A 20,982-nucleotide genomic window follows, 5' to 3' on the forward strand; every position below is an offset into this window, starting at 1 on the left:
AGCCGTGGGCCGTAAGGCACCGGGTAGTGCGTGGGACCCGGCCGCTGACGCGCGAGCGGCTCACTAAATCAACAAGTCGTCAAGACTTTCGTTCGATTGACGGATGCCTCCCGAAACTCTTGACGAGTTCCGCTACGAGAAAATGCTTCACGGCGTCAGCCAAAACGGCTAACGAAAGCAGCCGTCTCCTACATCCCGGGGGAATCGGTCGACGCGACAATGCGGTCGATCTCGGTGATGATCTCAGGTGGCAAACGCGTGGCGGTGCATGTTTCGCGTATCTGAGCCGGCCGACGGGCTCCGACGAGCGCGGCGGTGACGCCGGGTTGCGAGACCGCCCAAGCGATCGACAACTCGGCAACGGTACGGTTCGCACGTTCGCCAAGTTTCTGCATCTGATCCAATATTTTGTGCGTTCGCTCGCGTGCAGCTCCCTGGAAAATCGGGTACCCAGGCCGGCTATCGCCTTCGGCAAACACATGGTCTCGTGAAATTTTGCCCGCCAGCAAACCTTTCATCAGCGTCCAGAACACGTAGACTTGGCCGCCATCGTGATTCGCTTCGGGGATTAATTGATCGAGCGAATCTCGCTGCAACAGATTCAGCGGACACTCGATCGCATCACAGTGAACCACGGACGCGAACTGTGCCCTTTGTGCTGGCGACACGTTGCTGACACCGGTGCGTTCGCAAAGTCCTCGTCGTTGCAGTTCCGCGATCGCAGCGGCCGAGGTTTCGATGGGCACATTCGGATCGGGCGAGTGCAACATCAGCACGTCAAAACAATCGATCCCCAATCGCCGCAATGACTCTTCGGCGTCGGCGGTGAGCGTTTCGGCCGACCCGTCGATAACGCGTTTGCGATCGCTTGACCAACGCTGGCCCACTTTTCCGATCACCTCAAAGCGATCGCGATCCTTGGCCAGAAAAGGCTGCAAAATTTTGTCGCTCTCGCCGTCATAGCCGTAGCTGAACGCGGTATCAAACGCCGTCACGCCCAAGTCGATCGCGGTAGCGATGGTGGCTTCGGCATCGGTGCGGGTCACGCCCATGGTGGTGACGCCCGCGATGGGCCAGAGACCAAGCACAATCGGTTTTTCGTTGTTCATGCTTGTCATTGTGCCGAGCAGATACGACGACGAAAAGCGTCAACCAACGAAAAAAGGGGTGTGAAGGAAAAATCCTTCACACCCCAAATTTGACTCTTCTAGCGGACTCCGACGCGGTGTTCCGGACTAAAACGATGAGCCGGAGCCGCTGGGCCAATTTTAAAGTTCAACTTAGAGGTTAATTACCACGCCTAGGTCGATTCCTTGAACCCAGAGGCTCGAATCATCAAATTTGAACGCTCGTCCACCGAACGGGCCGCCGGTGGCGTTGGTCGTTCCGTCGAAGATCGGATCAACAACGTCGCCAGCAAGGGCTACATTGTCGAAGTACAGGAACGAGTAGCCGACGCTAAGCGAAACGTTGGGACGGAATCGGTAGCCGAGCTTGAAGTTCGCTTCGGGGATGAAGGAGAACACATCTCGCTCGAACGTGCCTTGGTTGTCCAAAGCCAGAGCACCACCCGAAAGCACAGGTGGGTTGCTGCCGATGGGGCCGAACTGTGACGAACCAGCAATGTTAGCGGTTTGGTTCATGTTACCCAAGTGAACCTTGGTCATCGAACGGGCGGTCCAACGGCCGCGGCTCATGCTCATCTCGAAACCAACTTGACCACCGTTGAAGCGGTTTTCCATGTCGAACGAGTCGTTGAAGTTGGTAACATCACCGGTGTTGCGGTTCACGCTGACGCTGCTCATTCGCAAGGTATCGTCGATGCTGAAGTGGGTATAACCCCCAATCAATTCGAGCTTGCTGGTGCGGCTGCCACCCAGGTTGATGCGAGCGTAACCTTCAGCACCAAGCAGGTCGAGCGAGCTTTCAGCGGCGATTGCACCGGTGAAGTTTGCACCGCTGACGTTGTTTGCAGCGACTAAGATTGCATCCATACCGCCGGTGTTGGTGTTGAAGTACGGGCGACCGATCGATCGATCGCTGCCGTCGCCTTCGCCGTAAAACGAATCTTGGTTTTCAGCAAGGATCCAGAAGCGTCCACCAAGGCCGATGTTTTTGGTGAAATACTTACCAAAGTCGCCGCGGAAACCGCCTGACAATTCGCCATTGATGTCGTCACCGAAAACGGTGGTCGAGTTAGGACCGAAGGGGGCCTCACCCGGAGCCGCGGTCGAGATCAATGCGGGCATGTCACGGTTTTGTGTGAACCACAACAAGGCTTCGGTCTGGGCCCATGTGTTGCTTTCGCAACCGAACATGGATCCGAGTCCCATGTGGCGAAGAGTACATCCGCCGCCACACTTGCCGCCACAACCGCCATCACATCCACCGCTGTAGTCGACGCCACAACCGGCTTCGGCATAGCCACCGTAGCCGCTATCACACGATGCTTGGTATCCGCGATTGCTTTGGCGGTTTCGCATGCGATGGCCATCAAGGAATGCGACCGGTTGAAGGTCGTTGGCGGCTGAGGGCGAGTAAGCCGGCTCGGCAGCATAATGAGCTGCGTCGTCTTGATAGGCTTGCGAACTCTCGTACGCGTTCGAATGAGACGCCGGAGCGACCTCACTTACCTGTTGTTGGTAAGTGCTTTCGTCTGCAAAATAGGCGTCTTCGTCGTAGCCTGGAAGATCGCCGACACTCGAAGCACCCTGTTGAGCAAAGCTCACATTTGAGGCAGACAGCAACAATGCTGTTAGGGCCAGGCCTCTCAAATTCGTTTTCATAGGAAATCTCGTAACAGTCCGGGAACACTGGTTGACTGGTATAAGACAATCGACTGGTTCCACCGGTATATGCAGATCCATAGGAACTCCAGGCAAAGTCACCCCAGGTTGCCCAGCTTGATGCTTAAAGCGTGCAAAGTTTATCTAACATCGCTGGTTTACCCGTTAGAATGAATGTTTCACGCGTATTGACGCGGTGAAGAGGCAATAACATCACTTCTGAAACCAAAAAAACTTGCAAAGAAGTCCCTATGTCTGCTCGTAATTCCGCTCCGGAGCTGCCATTTTCAGAGTCAGCAACCGAGATGGATTCTGAAGCGGCGTTTTCAACGGGCGAAATGGTCGACGAGTTGGACAGCGGGCACAGCGGTCAAGGGGATGATATGGAAGGCAAGCGGGCAGATCAGGACATGGAACGCAATCAGACTCAGGGAACATCCGATGTGAACGGTGAGGACAACCACGCGCCGGTACCAGAACCTCACGATTTGACGGAAATTCCACCCACCGACTCTCGATTACCGCTGCAGGGCGAATTGCTCGGTGTCTCCCCGAATTCAGGTGCTGCCCCGAACCCAGTAGTGCCTGGGGTACCTGCGCCCGAGCCGGAACGCAAAGCGGCTACCAGTTCACGCCACATTGGCGGCACTCACAAAGCGTTGTCGCCCTATTCGAAACAGGGGCTCAGCCCCCGCATGATTCGCTGGCGTCGCAAATTGGCTCAAATCAACGCACTCGAACCGATCCTCAAAGAGGAAGACGACCTCACCCTGCGAAAACGATCCCTCGCATTGCGCTATCGAGCGATGGCGGGCGAAAAGCTTTCCGTTCTGCTGCCCGAGGGCTATGCCTTGGTCCGCGAGGCAGGACGCCGCGCCCTTTCGATGCGGCATTACGATGTGCAAATCATCGGTGGCATCTCGCTGTACGAAGGCTGTGTTGCCGAAATGCAGACTGGGGAAGGGAAAACCCTGACCGCATCGCTGCCGCTATACCTGCACTCGTTAACGGGCAAAGGCGCCCACCTAGCCACGGTCAACGATTACTTGGCGAAACGTGATGCCGAGTGGATGCGGCCGCTGTTTGAGCTATTGGGCGTGTCTGTCGGGATCATTCAAACGCAAGACGACCAAAAAGCACGCCGCGAATCGTATGGCTGTGCGATCACCTACGGAACCGCCAAGGAATTTGGCTTCGATTTCCTGCGGGATCGATTGCTACTGCGAGCCCAGAATCGTTTGCAAACCGAGATGCTCGGCGATGGCGGCGGCGGTTTTTCGGGCGGCGGCGACCAAATCGTGATGCGAGGCATGCATTTCTGTTTGGTTGACGAGGCCGACAGTATTTTGATCGACGAAGCACGGACACCGCTGATCATCGGCAGTATCGAAGACACCGTCCGTGACCAGATCGTGGAAACCTACTTGTGGGCCGCCGAAAACGCACCCAGCTTCGAGTTGGACGAGCATTTCGAGATCGATGACGACACCAAACAGTACGAATTGACAGCTCGTGGACGGCAAAAAGTCCGTGCACTTCCCAAAAGCGACCTGGTTCGCACGATGGGACTCGTCGACTTGTACGAGTACATCGAACGCTCGGTGAAGGTCCATCGCGAGTTTCTGCTGAACCGCCAATACGTGGTCAAACCGAACGAAAAAGGGGTCGATGAAATCGTGATTGTCGACGAGTTTACCGGCCGGCTCGCCGAAGGACGCAAGTGGCGTGACGGGATCCATCAAGCGATCGAAGCCAAAGAGAAAATCGAAATCAGCGTTCCTACCGGGCAAGCGGCTCGAATCACGGTCCAAGATCTGTTTTTGCGGTACCCCCATCTTGCCGGGATGACCGGTACAGCGGCCACTAGTGCTCGTGAATTGCGGCGAATCTATCGCACTCCGGTGATTCCCGTTCCTACCAACCGGCCGCCGAAACGCAAACGACTTGCCGACCGGGTGTTTGGAACCATGCAAGCAAAATTTGAAGCGGTCGCCAAAGAAGTCCAAGAGGTAAATGGGCAAGGGCGTCCGGTGCTGATTGGAACGCGATCGATCGACAAGAGCATGATCGTCTCCCGATTGTTGGACGAGCTCGGGATCGAACATAAAGTCCTGAATGCGAACAACGTCGAAATGGAAGCCGAAATCGTATCGGCGGCTGGCGAACACGGCAAAGTCACGGTGGCGACCAACATGGCGGGCCGTGGTACCGACATCAAATTGGCCGATTCAGTCGAATCAATGGGCGGAATGCACGTGATTTGCACGGAGCTGCACGATGCTGCGCGGATTGACCGCCAATTGATCGGTCGTTGTGGTCGACAAGGCGACCAAGGCTCCTATCGTCAATATCTGTCGCTCGATGATGACATCCTCAAAGGAGGACTTGGCCCTGGTCGTGCCGAAAAACTGAAGGCAAAAGGGATCGCCAAATCGGGCGCCGCGGACAGCTATGCGAAGCTGTTTGGAAAAGCCCAGCGAAAAGTGGAACGCAAGCATTTCCGAGACCGCATGGTGCTGATGCATCACGAGAAGGAACGCAAGAAAATGCAGCGTGAAATCGGCCAGGACCCTTATCTTGATACGCCGGATTAAAGTCCTCTCCTCGACTGTGGCATCGGGGCACGGGCTGTCGCTGCTTACTTTTAGGGTAGCGGAACTCGTCAACGGCTTGTTGATTTAGTGAGCCGTGACGCGTCAGCGGCCGGGTCCCACGCACTACCCGGTGCCTTACGGCTCACCGTTGCGATTTGCATTTGGATTAAATCAACAAGCCGTCAAGAGTTTCGTTGGAAGGGAGCACTGTCGAAAGTCTTGCCGACTACCGCTACGGTCAAACCCTAATTTCCAATCTGGATAAAGCACTGGCCTCAAAATCAAAATTAGAATTCTCCCCTTATCGGTGTTGACAGCAGACTTCTGCACTGACTATTCCCAACGCAAACCAGGACACTCCTGGCGGAGATCACAGGAGGTGATTTGCTATCAAAGCAACCTAAGGTTGTTTTTGATCATCCGTCGAGAGGATCTTGGAATGCAAAAAGTCCTGTGAAGTAGATTCACAGGCGGTAGTGCTGGGACCACCGGCAACAAGGCATACGTGTAGATAATATCTTCACGTTTTGTTGTGCAGGTAATCTTAACGCGACCAGTATCATTGAAGTCTCACCGCGAAGAAGGAGAGTCGCGTTGAACCGCCTCTTAAACGCAAATGGCCTCGTAATGGCACGCCGTCCTCTCGTGGGACAACGACAACCGATAGGTTTATTCACCTATGCGGCTAGTCTAGGCATTCTTTACACACTGGCGTCGTCGACCACCGTGTCGGCTCAACTGCCACTGCCGCCTGGTGCAACACCGCAACCACCAAGCAACCACGCTACATCTGGAAACCCAGGTGTGACGACCCAACAACTGATCACACAGACTCGCTCTGCGATGAGCCGCAAGGACTATCGCAACGCTGTCGAGCTATTCCGCCATTCGGTTGCCTCGGTAGCACAGTCGCCTCAGATGTCAGCCCAAGTCGAACAACTTCGTGGCGAACTACTCGCCGTGGGGTTTGATCGCGAATTGCTGACGATGCCACCGACGACGCCGCTACCCAAAGTGGCGAGCGACTCGGCATCGATCCAACGTTTGCCGAGCGTCGCGGATGCTCAGCCGATCGGTGGTGCATCGGACATCGCGGCACGAAAGCAAGAGGCACTTCGATTGCTCGCAATCGGACGTTCGTCACTTGATCGCGGCGACGCCTCGACTGCATTGACACTGGCTCGACAAGCTCAGGCATTGAACGTTCCTGAACGCGAATTCACCACCGGCGAGCCTCGCGTATGGCAGCTGTTGCTCGACGCTGAATCCGCCGCACGAAGGAGCGGCATCGCATTAACGAGTGGCACTTCGCCGATCCAATACTCGCCCGTTCAGCAAGCAGGCGGCACCGCCGGCGACATGAATTCGGGTGCCATTGCTCAGATGTTGTTCAATGGTGACACGACTGAGGGCTCCGGTAACTCGTTTGTCGGTGACAATGCTCCCAACGGGATCTCCCAAGTTCAAAACATCGAGCCGATTCCATCGGGTGCATCAAACGCTGCCACCAAGGCCTATCAAGACGGTTTGGAATTATTGACTAGCGGCGACAAGGTCGCGGCTCGCGCCAAGTTCTTGGAAGCTTGGAAGAACGAAGACACTTTGGATCTTGAGACACGACGCCAACTGAAAGACAAGTTGACGCTGCTGCAATCCAACCAAATTGGATCGATGGCGCCGAAACTAGATCCGAACAAGCCATTGACACCAATCGAGCGTGCTCAGCTTGAGAACCAAGAAAAGACACGTCGCATGTATCGCGAAGTGACTTCGGAATTAGCCAAAGCCAACGAGTCCAAGACAAGTGCTCCGATGGACTCGCTGGATCAACTTGAACGCCTCAAGCGACGCGTCGAGACTTCGGACTTAGACGAATCAAGTCGACGTTCGTTGACCGGGATGGTCGATAACGCCTTGCGAGATCAACAGGGTTACGTTGAAGCAAACAGGGCTGACATCGAGTTGGAACTAGAGAATGAAACGGTTCGCACCACGATGGCGACTCAGTCACAACGCGAAGCCGCGGTGGACGATGAGATTGCTTCTTTGGTGGGAGAGTTTAATGAATTGATCAAAGAACGACGCTTCAACGAAGCTGAAACCGTGGCGAAGCAAGTGGCTGAATTGAAGCCAGGTTCGCCAATCGCGATCACGATGCTGCAAAACGCCCGGACGCAAGTTCGCGGATTGATGAGTCAAGAGATCAGTGACGCAAAGGAAGAGGCCTTTTTCAGCAATATGCTCGACGTGGAGCGAGCTGGGATCGGAATCAATCCCGAACGCAACTTTGCTCTGCCTGATGCACGGATCTGGGAAGACCTTTCCCGGCGTCGTCTTGCGAACAACGGTAACGACGAACGCATGAGTGCTCGTGAACAAGAGATCAAGCGTTCGCTGTCGACCGACGTCAATGTTAAATATCGCAATCGTCCGCTGCACGAGGTGCTCGACGAGCTTGCCGCCGTCACCGGTGTGCCGATTGTGATGGATAGCCGATCGTTGTCAGCCGTCCGTGTGACACCGGATACTCCTGTGGACTTGAGTCTGCAAAAGAGCATTCCACTGAAGAGTGCCTTGAGTTTGATTTTGACGAACTTGGAATTGACGTATGTGATTGAAAACGACGTGTTGAACATCACCAGCCTCGAAGCCAAGCGAAGCAAGGTTTATCCAAAGACGTATCGTGTGACCGACTTGGTCACTCCGATCCCGAACTTTACCAGCAGCTACGAAGATGGATTGGCAGGGGCTCTGCGTGCCGCCTACCAGATGTCCAGCCCTCATAGTGATGTTCAAATCATGCCTGTTTCGGCAACTGACTTGGGACGCGGCATGGCCGCCAGCATGTCACCGTCGCAAATGGCTCCGAACATGTTGGGACAATTCTCACCGATGGGGTCCCAAGGTGGATTCGGTCCAGGCAGCTCATCCTCGGCCGCCGGTGGTCGTGGTGGTAGTTCGTTTGCTGACTTCGGTTCGCTGATGACACTGATTGAAACCACTGTGGTACCAGATACCTGGGAAGCTTTGGGCGGACCGAGCACGATGGCTCCTTACCCGCAGAACTTGAGTCTTGTTATCAGCACTACAAGTGACGTGCATGACCAGATCACGGACCTGTTGACGACTCTTCGTCGTCTTCAGAACCTGCAGATCACGATCGAAGTTCGCTTCATCACACTCTCGGATACGTTCTTCGAGCAGATCGGTGTCGACTTTGACGTGCAGTTTGATGACAACACCAACGGGCTTCCTCAAGACGACTCGGGACCAGCGGTCACGATCGGATTCAACGGACCTGGTGGAGTGACCTCGGACTTGGACATCCAATTCCAAAACAACAACTTTGGAATTGCCCCGCCCTTCAGTGCTCCTGACCCGGGTGCGATCTCGACAATTGGTTTTGCGATCCTCAGCGACATCGAAGCGTTCTTCTTCTTGCAAGCCGCACAGGGCGACAGCCGTAACAACGTCATGCAAGCTCCGAAGGTCACGCTGTTCGATGGACAATTCGCAACGATCAGCGACGTGTCACAGCGGCCGTTCGTTACCAGTATCACGCCGGTTGTCGGTGACTTTGCGGTCGCCCAACAACCAGTTATCGTGGTCCTGAACGAAGGAACGCAGTTGAACGTGCAAGGGATCGTCAGCGATGACAAACGATTCGTACGCTTGACGCTGGTTCCGTTCTTCAGCCAGATCGGAAACGTCGACACGTTCACCTTCGAAGGCCGACGTTCGACTAACACCAACAGCAACACGACTCGTGACACTAACGGTGACGGCAAGATTGACTCGAATGACGAGTCCGATACGGATACGTCCAACGATGTCGTCGAAGGTACCACGGTTCAGTTGCCGACCTTCGCCTTCACTCAGGTCAGCACGACAGTGAGTGTTCCCGATGGTGGTACGATTCTGCTTGGTGGAATCAAGCGACTTGCCGAAGGTCGATCCGAACGCGGTTTGCCCTTCCTCAGCAAGATTCCTTACATCAGCCGCTTGTTCCGCAACGTTTCGACGGGCCGGGATGCACGAAGCTTGATGTTGATGGTGACTCCACGAATCATCATCCAAGAGGAAGAAGAGATCGCCCAAACCGGATTCGACCCCAACCGCTAACGTTGGTAACGAATCCACAGCGATACTAAAAAACGAAAACGCCGGACGGAAACGCCCGGCGTTTTTTTTATGTTTGGATGTCGTTCCGAACTACGCTACGCCCAAATTTTCGATGATCATGGCGAGTGCGGCGCTGACCATGGGGGTGCTCATGCTGGGCAATCGATCGCAGTCGCGAGCGGCTTGGGCGGGCGAGAGTGGCAGGTGCACAAAAACACTCTTTGTCTTCATCGCAAACGAATGCGAGTAGTACTGGCTCAAGTACAACGCGGCGTTACACAGATAGGTGCCCGCGTGATGCGAGACTTCGCAGGGAATGCCTGCTTCGACCAATGCGTCGCGGCAACGCGGCAATGGTAGTGAGGATTGATAGGCAGCCGGCGCATCTTTTAGTAGCGGTGTTCCATCGCTGCGAACGTTCAATCCGATCGCTTCGAGCTTGATCAGTGTTGCACCGGGCGATTGGCCAAGGTGAATGGCAAAGTCATAGTCGTCCTGCAGATCCTTTTTCAACTGCACGCTCATCAGCGTCAGGTCCACGGGATAACGCCGTGTGGTCAACTCCGCTTGTCCGTCATACCACTGGGTCAACTCGATCAGCGCTAACCAACTCGAGTTTTCGGTCCATCGATCGTAAGGTTCGAATGCCGTCAGAAGTACACGGGTCACAAATTCATTCCAAGATGATAACGCTTTGGGCTGGAAACACAGTCACGCGAAAGCATAGGTCACCTGTAAAGATAGTCGGCGAAAACATTGCAATGTTTATGCCGGAGCGACGACAAAGCCCAAAAAGTCGTGTTCGCTGACGATTCGGATACCCCCTCCCTCGGCCTGGACCTCGCGTGCGGCTTGTTCTTTCGTACTGATCGTGCGGCCTGATTGGATTGTCCGCTGGTCGGTCTCGCCGACCACAAGCAGATTGGTTTCGCGGGTGACCGAGGTCTGGCAGGTGCCGCCCAAGCGGACGGCAAGCGATTCGGCATCCTCGCGGCTGAGCTGACTGAATTGCCCGGTAAAGACCACACGTTGACCGGCCAGCGGGCGAATGAACTCGGCTCGCACAAACAGACGCTGCAAATCCCACTGCTGTTTTAATTGAGCCTGAACCGCAGCGTTTTCGGCAGAGCGGATTTCGGTCCGAGACGGCGACGCGGTTTGACGTTGCTTGGGCCGGCGAAAATGAGACTTGGATGGACCGCGCTTTCCCCAGGCACCCGCGACGCCTCGGGAAAGCTTGGTCGACTGTTCTAATTCCTCGAGCGATCCAGCGCCCGCTTGGATGCCCGCTGCCATCAAAATTTTGGCACAGACCTGGGAATCTTCGAGCGCGTCATGGTGCCGAAATTGAATCCCAAGCCAATCGGCAAGCGGCTTGAGTCCAAATCGCGGACGGCTGGGCCAGACTTGGCGAGCGATCGCCCGTGTACACGTGTACTGAAGATCAGGTGCCGGGATGCGATGCGTATGCAAACAGCCCATCAACACCCCGATATCGAAGCTCGCGTTGTGAGCGACGAGGCACTCAGGTTGGTCGTTGGATGGACCAGGAATGATGTTTAGAAACTCGGCGACTTCGGGCCAAAGCTCGCCAAACTCAGGTTGATCGCGAACTTGATTGGGCGAAATTCCATGAATTCGGATGTTCGCCGGGCTAAAGGAAAATGGCTTGGGACGGATCAGCCAGACTTTGGAATCGACCACAACTCCGTCACGCACTACGACGCCAGCAAGTTGGCAAGCGCTGTCGGTTCGATGTGTCGCCGTTTCAAAGTCAATGGCGGTGAAATTCGCGGCAAAACTCATCCGGACCCCGTTCTCCATGGCTGCAAAATCGCACTTCAAAAACTGAAAAGAAAATAAAATTGTGAGAATCTGTGGAACCAACACCCCCCGACGTGATTCCAAGACGGAATCCCCGGTCTGTTCTTCCTTGCCGATTCCTCATGATTTCAGTTGTTCCGAGCGGTTGGCACATTTATTCTAGGGGGTTGTTCTCATTTGGAGAATTCCCCTCGACCTGTTCCCTTCGACTAGAGTTGGGCCTCGCAATCACCTTGGACGCTTGGTGATACACACTTCTTCTAATCTCTCCCTTTCTACCTAACCTTCATTGCCATGCTCGATCCTAGAAACCGATTCGCTCGCAAGAAAAAACAATCGCAGCGGTTCAGCCGTCGGCGACGCATGTTAGAAAAACTAGAATCTCGCCAATTGCTGGCAGTTCTAGCGGGCGAGGTTTTCCAGGACGACAACGGCGATGGGATCCATAACGCTGCCGAAGTCAGCGTGCCCAATGTTCGTGTCTATGTCGACGCGAACGACAATAGCCAATTTGATGCGACGGAAACTTCCGTACAGACCGACGCTCAAGGCCAATATCAATTCGATAATCTTGCCGCTGGCATTCACGCGATCCGAGTCGACTCGGGCAACCTGCGGCAAACCAGCCCTGGGGCCTATTTCGGCACGACGTTTTCCAACACGCCGGTCGGTACGACTCAGCTGTATCAGATGAGCGAAAGCGGCGAGGCGTTCCAATTGGGTGCTCCGCAATCCGTCTCGATTCGAGGGCTGATCCGAACCAACAACGGCGAATTTTATGGATCTGGATTCCAGGCAGACGCGGGGTTCTACCAGATTGATCCGCAAACCGGGGCGGCAACGCTGATTTCGCCTCCCGGTTCAAACGGATCCGCAGGCCTCGCCTACGATGCTCAAACCGACACGATTTACACGTTGTCTCTCACTCCAGGATCTACAAGCGTTCGCACGCTTCACACACTCGACCGGGTGACCGGAGTCTTGACGGAGGTTTCGGCCAACGGTCTCGATCTGCCGGGCGGCGCTAGCGACTTGGCGTTTGACTCCATCAACCGCCGCGTGGTGGGTTTTGATAATGCCAATGATCGATTCTTGGCGTTTGATCTGAACGGAACCGGTCAACTGCTCGCCACCGCTCAACAGCCTATTGATAGTTTCTCGTTGGCATTCAACGGGACAGAGTTTGTTATGTTCGACGACGCCGATGCGAATAAGCAAGCGGTGTTGGTGGTGAATCCAGACACGGGGGTGGTCACCAGCGGTTTCAATGCGTCGACCGCGCTGGCGTCCGACGCTCTCACCTTTTCTAAGGGAGGCAACATTGCTCACCGCGTGAATCTGGCCGCGGCCGATAACGTGACGGGATTCGACTTTGCACTCGCCCCGCCTCCACCACCACCACCAGCAGGCACGATCGAAGGCCAAGTTTGGTTCGATGTCAATCAAAATGGAATCCACGAAACCACCGAGGACAACTTGGCTGGCATCGAGATTTACATCGACTTGAATAACAACGGCAGACTTGATTTGAGCGAACCGACAAAGATCACCGATGACGTAGGCCGCTACGCGTTTACCGATGTTGTGGTCGGCGACTACGCGATTCGCCAAGTGATTCCACGTGGCTTCTACCAATCGTCGCCGAATGCATATTTCGGTACCTCGTATCCCGCCAACAGCGACAAAACTCAGCTTTTTGAAATGTCTCTCGATGGGACCGTACGGCGAATCGGCACCCCTTCGTCTCGACCCATTTACGGTTTAGTTCGAACCAATGACGGTACGTTCTACGGATCTAATTTTGTCACCGATTCGATCTATACACTTGATCCGTTAACCGGCCAAGAACGTATCGTCGCAACGCTGGCGAACGAGATCGCCGCAGGGCTCGCCTATGATGCGTCGAGTGACACGATCTATACCGTTGCTCGCAGTTTGACCGCTCCGACCGAACAACAACTTGCTGTTTTTGATCGCATTAGCGGTCGTTTGGTTCCCGTCGGCACCTCGCTTGGCGGACTCGGAAACGTCAGCGATTTGACGTTCGACTCGGTTCAAAAACGCATCGTTGGGTTTGACAATACAAACGATCGATTTTTTGAATTTGATCTGCTCGGCAATGGCCGGCTGCTTGGCACCTCGTCACGATCGCTGGACAGTTTTTCATTGTCGTTTAATGGCACCCAATTTGTGATGCTCGATCAAGGCAGCCCAAGTCAACGTGCCGCTGTGTTTGTGAATCCCGACACCGGGCAAGTCACTGCCGGATTCTCGGCATCGGAACCGTTGCCTTCGGAGTCATTGTTCTACTCGCGACTTGGCGACGTGGCACATCGCGTCACGATCACCGATCAGTCAGCGATCACTGCCGATTTTTCGCTTACTAATGCGATTATCGGCATCACTGTGACGGAAACCAATTTTGAAACCGTGTTTTCATCATCGGTTCGACGAGACGAATTTCTAGTCACCCTGGACACACGGCCCGCTACGGATGTGGTCATTAACATCACCACCAATCCATTGCAGCTTTCGCCGGTCACCTCAAGCTTGGTGTTTACCCCCGACAACTGGCAAACACCGCAAACCGTCGCGATTGATCTTGTCGATGCAGCGCCGCTTGGTGCATCGAATATCGTGATCTCGGTCGACGCGGCGCTTTCGGATCCTGCTTGGGCAAGCTTGCCAAGTAAAACGATTACGGCGCAAATTGAACCGGAGATCAGCGCCGGCGATGTGGTGATCAACGAGTTTTACGGCGGCACGAATCCTTACATCGAATTGCGAGGACCTAAGGGAGGCCGTTTTGGCGACAACACTTACTTTGTGATTGTTCAAGAGGATTTCTTGGATGAGGGTGAAGTGGCTCAAGTGTTTGATCTGAGCAATCAACCGCTCGGTGACAATGGGTTCTTGGCCATTGTGACGTCGGGCAATAACTATGACATTGATCCCCAGTCAGCTGTGCTGCGATCGAGCACGACTGATTTTTCGGGACTGCCCGGAGGGATTCACACCAGTGACGATGTTGCATTCTCATCGATCGGTGGCTGGACCTACATGCTGATCCAGAGCGATGTTGCTCCGACGATTGCCGATGACATCGACCTTGATAACGACGGCTTTATTGATGGCGATGGTGTCGCGGGTGCGTGGAAGACATTCGACTCGATTTCAATCCACAATTTTGTCGGTGGCCCTGACCTTGCTTACGGAAATATTGTGTTTGTGGACCGCGGGGTCGGAACCTCGCGAATCACCACACGACCAGGGGTTCCCATTGTGTTCAGCAGTGGTGCTGGATACGCAGGCCGAATCGGCGATTCGATTGGCAGCGACATCGACGACTGGGTTTCGGGGCCAACCCAAGGCTCTTCTACCAGCCTAAGTGTTGTTTCGGGCTTCTTCGGACCTCCGGCGCCAGTGCAGTTCCAAGGCTTGCCGCTGGACCATGTTGGTACGAGCAACTTTGTCGGTGGTGTTCGCGGAACACTGTTCGAGAGCCCTCCCCTAGGCGATGGTCCCTCGCGAGACCCCGTGCCTGCAGCCGGCTTGACCGTGTTTGCCGACACCAATCAAAACGGCGTTCTTGATGTGTTAACGCACATTGTTGAACCAGATAACTTGATCACGCGAGATCCGATCAGCGGTCAAGTGGTCGAAAAGAATCTGTTGCATGCTGCCCCCGGTGTTTCGGTTAGCGAATTTTCGCTCGGTCGCATCTTCGGCGACGGCGTCACTTCGGAAAACCAATTCAATTTCCCGATTACGCTTCAGAACCGCATTTTTGCTCGCGGCGGAATCGATTGGTTTACCAGTAGCGGCCAATTAAGATTCGATTTCTTTCGCCCTGTGTCGGCAATCGCGATCGATGTGATTGCAAATGACTCTTCCTTGAGCGTGACGTACGGTCGACTCGAAGCCTACAACTCGGCAGGCGTGTTGCTTGGGTTCGTCCGCAGCAACCGGCTGATCAGCAGTGCACGGCAAACGATTTCACTGTCGCTTCCGAACGAGGAAATCGCCTACGCCCTTGCTTTTAGTGATGACTTCCAAGGCGGCAGCCCCTTCGGACGCTTTGATCGTTTGGTCTACACTCAAAGCGAGCCTTTTGACGTCACCGATGAAAATGGCGTTTACGAGATCACCAATCTGTTCCCGGGATCGTACGACGTGACGGTCGCAGGTACCTCGGGAACTACTCCGTTGGTCGGAGCGGCACCCAAACCGATCGAAGTGACTCGCTACGAGAACTTCGAGTTTATCGATGACGTTCGTGGCAACTCCGCTCCCACGGTGCAGAGCGAAACCCGCTTTACGATCCAAGAGGACATTGCGTCCGGAGTTGTGTTTGGCACGATTGCGGCCAGCGATATTGATGGCCAAGAGATTCGATTCTCGCTGTTGAATAACATCGACGCCAATGGCGCCGATATTGGTATTGTCATTCACCCCTTTACGGGCGAGTTGAGTTTTGCCTCCGGTGCTAGCCCCGACTTTGAAACCAGTCCGGAAGTACGCTTCAGCGTGCGGGTGACCGATTCACTCAACGCGTCGGCGATCACTCGAGTTGTGTTGACTGTCGAAGACGTGAACGAAGCTCCCGTCGTGAATCGCGAACCGCTATTGATCCCCGAAGGTTCTATTCCAGGCAGTGAAGTCGGTGTGATCGAAGCGGTCGAGCCCGACACAGCAAGAAATCAAACGCTGACGTTTACTGTCCTCGGAGGCACCGCAGCGGACATTGTCGAGGTGGATCCGATCACCGGCGTTGTGAAGCTCAAAGATACGGCGGTCATTGATTTTGAAACCAGCAGCATTTTGACACTCGATCTTGAAGTCAGTGACAATGCGGTGCCACCGGCTGTGACGAGATTTATCAAACAGGTCATTATCGAAGATGAAAACGATGCACCGGAACTGGTAACCACGTCGCTTTCGATCCCGGAAAACACGACGGGACGAATCACTAAACTGATCGTGAACGATTCGGATGTCGGCCAAACTCACCGATTCGAGATCGCGGGTGGATCAGGCTCGGGATTGTTCCGCTTGACTCGAGGTGGCGAATTGTTCCTGCTTGAATCGGCTAATCTCGATTTCGAAACTCAATCAAGCTACACGCTTGATATTCTTATCGCCGACAATGGCACTCCGCCGCTGTCGACAAGGACAACGCTGAACATTGCGATTACCGACACCAACGAATCCGCAACGCTGAACACTAACAGCGTTGGTTTGCCAGAAGACGCACAGGCTAATGCTCTTGTGACCAAGCTTTTGGTCGTCGATCCCGAAGGGTTCCCAGAGAATCACGAGATTTCGCTAGTCCCCTCGGACGCATCGGTGAACTTTGTTTTTGATCCGCTCACAGGCGACCTGAAAGTTGCCGAGAATGCAAATCTCGACTTCGAAACTCGACGTGTCATTGAACTACAGTTTGACGTGACTGACACAACGGGCGCGAGTGCAACGCTTCGTCAAACTCTGCGAATCGAGCTGCTTGATCGCAACGATAACCCAGTCATTTTGACGAACCAGTTCAATGTTTCCGAAGCTGCCCAACCGGGTGACGATGTGGCATTGATTCGATTCAGCGACGCTGACCGGGGTGATTCGGTCACTCTATCGATCAGCGGCGGAACCGCAGCGGATTTGTTTACGGTCAATCCGAGTACAGGTGTCTTGAGGGTTGCTGCTGGGGCCGTGTTTGATGCGGAAACGACTCCCGATTTGACGCTTGAAATTCGCGCCGTCGACACTCGCGGTGGAGTGCAGATCAAAACCATCGATGTGCACATCAATGACGTGAACGAGGCTCCGGTATTCACAACTACGTTGAATGTCCCGGGCGCCGAAAGTGGCAAGCGATTTAACTTCCAATTGCCACCGGATTTTGTCTCTGATCCCGAAGGTGGGGCGTTCACGGTCACGGTGTTCGACAGCAACGGATTCTTGCCACCTTGGCTGCGATTTGACGCGACAACGCGAACCTTTAGCGGCACCCCATCGCCGACGATGGTGGGTAGCTATCCGTTGACGATCCGGGCATTCGAAGCCGGATTGATCAACTTGTTCAATACGTTCTCGTTCACGATCAACGTCGGACTCGGCGAAACGCCGTTCAACAAGCAAGATGACCCGCTTGATGTGGATGACAACGGAAGTATCACAACGAATGACGCGCTTCGTGTTATCAATTTCATCAACATCAACGGCACCGGTCCGATCAATACGATCCCTAGTTCGTTTAGCGGATTTGTGGACGTCAATGGTGATAAATTAGCTACGGCGCTCGATGCGTTGATCGTGATCAACAGACTGAAGCAGCGAGCACCGCTGGCTCAGTCCGAGTTCATCGCTCCGTCGTCCGCAGTTGCTCAAGATGACCTTGATGATCGTGACAAGGCCAACGACTTGGCTCTCGTGGACCTTTTGACGGGATCGTTACTGTTCTAAGCAAGACGGCGTGTTTCTGGTACGATATCCACGGTTGATCGTGATCGAACGTGGAAAAATCGATGGAAGTTAACGCTGCAGCAACGGACGCTTCGAAGTCTTTGGATTTTGAAGCGATCGATCTGCGCGAAGTGCTGCGGAATCGCTTTCAACTTCGTTCCTTTCGGCGAGGACAGCGGGCGGTCATCCATCGTCTATTGCAGGGCCGCAACGTTGCGGCCGTATTTTCGACCGGTGGCGGAAAAAGCTTGTGCTATCAATTGCCGAGTCTATTGTTCCCCGGCATCACGCTGGTCGTTTCGCCGCTGATTGCGTTGATGAAGGACCAATGCGACTCGCTGCAACGACGTGGCATTGGCGCGATTCGGCTTGATTCTACGCAAACGCCTGTGGAATTTCGCGATGCCATGCGACGCGTCCGCGAGGGGCAAGTCAAACTTTTGTACGTTGCACCGGAACGTTTTTTCAACGAGCGGTTCATTGCATCGTTGTCCACGCTCGACATTTCGTTGTTTGCGATTGACGAGGCGCATTGCATCAGCCAGTGGGGACACAATTTTCGCCCCGACTATCTAAAGCTCGCGGATTTGACCCGTCGTTTTTCAGCAAAGCGAGTGCTGGCTTTGACCGCGACGGCGACCCCTGCGGTGCTGTCGGATATTAAAAAAGCGTTTGGGATCGCCAGCAAAGATGCCATCCAAACGCCGTTCTATCGGCCGAACCTGCACTTGCGAAGTGTTGTCTTGGAGGCCAAGGACCAGTACACGCACTTAGTCTCTCAAATTGCTTCGCGGCCCGCGGGTGCCACCCTTGTCTATGTGACAACTCAACGCACCACTGAAGAGATTGCAGCACGTCTGAGCGATGACGGTATCACGGCGACCGCTTATCATGCGGGGCTTGAAATCGAGCGACGTACCGAAGTGCAACAGTCCTTTCACAAGTCCAAGAAGCAGGTCGTCGTTGCCACCATCGCATTCGGAATGGGAATCGACAAGTCGAACATCCGTTACGTCTACCACTTCAATCCGCCAAAATCGCTCGAGGCGTACGCTCAAGAAATTGGTCGCGCTGGCCGAGATGGAAAACAATCGGTCTGTGAGCTGATTGTTGTTCCCGAAGACCGAGTCACGATCGACAACTTTACTTTCGGCGATACCCCGTCGCGACAAAGTGTCCGTCAGATGCTTGAGTTGCTGAGAGGGAATCGAGATGAGTTTTTTGTTTCGCATTATCGTTTGTCGGCGGAATCAGACATTCGCATCGCGGTGGTTCGCACGTTGTTGACCTACCTCGAACTGGATGGCTATTTGCAAGCGACATCACCACGCTATGCAAAGTACAAGATCCAGCCGCTTGTGAGTTTGCAGTCGATCTTGAATTCGGTCACTGGCGAGCAACGAGAGTTTTTTGCTGCGGTGTTGTCACACCTGACTAAAGGGCGGAATTGGTTCCTATTGAATGTGACTTTAGCGGCGAATCGATTGAAGACCGATCGTAAATCTATCGTTGCGGCGATCGAATTCATGGCCGAACGCGGGTGGCTTGATGTCAAGGTCAGCGATCTGTCACACGGCTATCGCTGGGTCAAAGAATTGAAGAGGCCAAATAAGTTGGCGGATCAATTAACTGAGCGAATGGTGCTGCGGGAAACAAGTGAGGTTGGGCGGCTCGATGCCGTCCTTGACTTGGCCGCAGCTCGGTCATGCCAAGCTGCCACTCTTTCGGCACACTTTGGCGACGAAATGAAAACGGAGTGCGGTCACTGCAGTTTTTGTCTTGGCGAAGGACCCTTTGAAATTCCCGCGATGCGGCCGCGGTCTTTGGGCAGTTCCGCCACCGGGATTGTGAACGATATGATCGCCAAATATCCCGATCGCATGGTCACCGCCCGCCAACGAGCGAGGTTTTTGTGCGGCTTGTCGACTCCCGCAATGTTTCGATCGCGGATGACTCGCGAAGATCACTTTGGTGTGTGCAGCGAGATGCCGTTCGCGGATGTATTGCGAGCGGTGGGAGGCGAACCTGACTAAGGCAGCTCGCGTTTGACAAGCAGACTGTGGATCTGCAGTGCAATGGCTTGCGGGTCGAGCGGTTCAGCGACTTCGACCGTGCGAATCTCTTTGAATGATCGAAACCACGTTTCTTGGCGTCTCGCCATTTGACGCGTGTGTGCTGCGATCTCTTCTTTCGTTTTGTCGAGATCCCCTTGCTGAGCGAGATAGTCGAGTAACTCGCGATAGCCAACCGCCTGGGCCGCCGTCCGCGACAATTTTCCGTGTTTCGAGATCAACGCATTAACTTCGTCCACAAACCCACGCTCAAACATCTGCTGGACCCGGCGATTGATTCGCTCGTGTAACTGTTTGCGATCCCAACCCAGCCGGAAAACGTTACATCGCGATGCATCGCACACTTCATCGAATTGAAGTTGACGATGGCTAAGCGGTTTTCCTGTTTGGTAGGCAACCTCGAGGGCGCGAATCATCCGCCGCACATCCCCAGGATCGATACGATGAGCCGCCAGCGGATCGACTTGCTGCAGTCGTTTACGTAGCGCGGCGACCCCATATTGCTTGACGTCTTCCTCAACCGCTTGTCGAAACGCCTCGTCGGCAGCCGGGCCAGGATCGAACCCACGAAGCACGCCTTTGAGAAACATCGGAGTTCCGCCGACAAAAATCGCCGGCTTTCCCCGAGCAGCGAGTTGATCAACGATCGCGTGTGCGGATTCCAGGTAGCAAGCGACACTGAATTCGTCAGTCGGATCGACCAGATCGATCAGGTGGTGGGGGGCTTTGTCGCGGTCTTGGCGTGTGGGTTTCGCGCTGCCGATGTCCATTTCGCGGTAAACGGCAATCGAATCAAGCGAGAGCACTTCCCCCCCGGTGATTCGAGCCAACTCAATCGCGACCGAACTCTTACCCGATGCAGTTGGCCCGGTGATGACAATGGCGCGATCGACAAGCGGTGGGAACGTCGTCGGTTCCGATTTTAGTTTTATCCGCTCAGTCATTTTGTCTACAAGGCCGATCGACTCACGATGATTCGGCAACGGTTTATCGCTGCCATTTTGAGCAAGCTGCTGGGCACGTCTCGTGAAATCCAGTGCACATTGCAACGTGCCCTTATTATAAACCGTGGTCAAACCTTGGGCGTAACCAAGCGAATGAGATTGTGGGATCGACGCCGAGTTT

Annotated in this window: 9 protein-coding genes; 4 read left to right on the top strand and 5 right to left on the bottom strand. The window is 54.4% G+C overall.

What is annotated here, in order from left to right:
- Positions 1-188: 188 nt before the first annotated feature.
- Positions 189-1,109: an aldo/keto reductase gene (locus SH528x_RS02975; protein WP_442509046.1), complete on the bottom strand. Its 921-nt coding sequence runs from the start codon at positions 1,107-1,109 to the stop codon at positions 189-191.
- A 171-nt stretch (positions 1,110-1,280) separates the two neighbouring features.
- Complete coding sequence (locus tag SH528x_RS02980) at positions 1,281-2,786, bottom strand: BBP7 family outer membrane beta-barrel protein (protein WP_442509047.1); 1,506 nt, start codon at positions 2,784-2,786, stop codon at positions 1,281-1,283.
- Between the two features lie 251 nt (positions 2,787-3,037).
- On the opposite strand from SH528x_RS02980, the gene SH528x_RS02985 reads away from it, so the two are divergent.
- Both SH528x_RS02985 and SH528x_RS02990 read left to right on the top strand, forming a co-directional pair.
- The gene (locus SH528x_RS02985; protein ID WP_442509048.1) at positions 3,038-5,380 is read left to right on the top strand and encodes a preprotein translocase subunit SecA; all 2,343 of its coding nucleotides are present in this window, start codon (positions 3,038-3,040) and stop codon (positions 5,378-5,380) included.
- Positions 5,381-5,974: 594 nt separating this feature from the next.
- A complete protein-coding gene (locus SH528x_RS02990; RefSeq protein WP_442509049.1) occupies positions 5,975-9,502 on the top strand; it encodes a type II secretion system protein GspD in 3,528 nt (1,175 codons plus the stop codon).
- Positions 9,503-9,592: 90 nt separating this feature from the next.
- Here SH528x_RS02990 and SH528x_RS02995 read toward each other — a convergent pair whose 3' ends face one another.
- Together SH528x_RS02995 and SH528x_RS03000 are read right to left on the bottom strand one after the other, a co-directional pair.
- Positions 9,593-10,171: a pyroglutamyl-peptidase I family protein gene (locus tag SH528x_RS02995; protein ID WP_442509050.1), complete on the bottom strand. Its 579-nt coding sequence runs from the start codon at positions 10,169-10,171 to the stop codon at positions 9,593-9,595.
- A 96-nt stretch (positions 10,172-10,267) separates the two neighbouring features.
- On the bottom strand, positions 10,268-11,308 hold the full coding sequence (locus SH528x_RS03000) for an exonuclease domain-containing protein (RefSeq protein WP_442509051.1): 1,041 nt from the start codon (positions 11,306-11,308) through the stop codon (positions 10,268-10,270).
- Positions 11,309-11,620: 312 nt separating this feature from the next.
- Here SH528x_RS03000 and SH528x_RS03005 point away from each other — a divergent pair, with 312 nt between their 5' ends.
- Both SH528x_RS03005 and SH528x_RS03010 read left to right on the top strand, forming a co-directional pair.
- Positions 11,621-17,785, top strand: coding sequence for a cadherin domain-containing protein (locus SH528x_RS03005; RefSeq protein WP_442509052.1), 6,165 nt, complete (start codon positions 11,621-11,623; stop codon positions 17,783-17,785).
- Positions 17,786-17,847: 62 nt separating this feature from the next.
- Entirely contained in the window at positions 17,848-19,818 is a 1,971-nt protein-coding gene (locus SH528x_RS03010) for a RecQ family ATP-dependent DNA helicase (RefSeq protein WP_442509053.1), read from the top strand.
- On the opposite strand, the gene miaA is transcribed toward SH528x_RS03010, so the two are convergent.
- Positions 19,815-20,801, bottom strand: coding sequence for a tRNA (adenosine(37)-N6)-dimethylallyltransferase MiaA (miaA, locus tag SH528x_RS03015; RefSeq protein WP_442509054.1), 987 nt, complete (start codon positions 20,799-20,801; stop codon positions 19,815-19,817). The two genes, SH528x_RS03010 and miaA, sit on opposite strands and share 4 nt — an antisense overlap.
- Between the last annotated feature and the right edge of the window lie 181 nt (positions 20,802-20,982).

This window comes from Novipirellula methanifontis (genome assembly GCF_052161655.1).
In the GTDB taxonomy this organism is placed as follows: domain Bacteria; phylum Planctomycetota; class Planctomycetia; order Pirellulales; family Pirellulaceae; genus Novipirellula.

Excerpts from the sequence above, each read along its gene's own strand:
- SH528x_RS02975 (WP_442509046.1), bottom strand. The coding sequence starts at position 1,109 with ATGAACAACGAAAAACCGATTGTGCTTGGTCTCTGGCCCATCGCGGGC.
- SH528x_RS02980 (WP_442509047.1), bottom strand. The coding sequence starts at position 2,786 with ATGAAAACGAATTTGAGAGGCCTGGCCCTAACAGCATTGTTGCTGTCT.
- SH528x_RS02985 (WP_442509048.1), top strand. The coding sequence starts at position 3,038 with ATGTCTGCTCGTAATTCCGCTCCGGAGCTGCCATTTTCAGAGTCAGCA.
- SH528x_RS03000 (WP_442509051.1), bottom strand. The coding sequence starts at position 11,308 with ATGAGTTTTGCCGCGAATTTCACCGCCATTGACTTTGAAACGGCGACA.
- SH528x_RS03005 (WP_442509052.1), top strand. The coding sequence starts at position 11,621 with ATGCTCGATCCTAGAAACCGATTCGCTCGCAAGAAAAAACAATCGCAG.
- SH528x_RS03010 (WP_442509053.1), top strand. The coding sequence starts at position 17,848 with ATGGAAGTTAACGCTGCAGCAACGGACGCTTCGAAGTCTTTGGATTTT.
- miaA (WP_442509054.1), bottom strand. The coding sequence starts at position 20,801 with ATGACTGAGCGGATAAAACTAAAATCGGAACCGACGACGTTCCCACCG.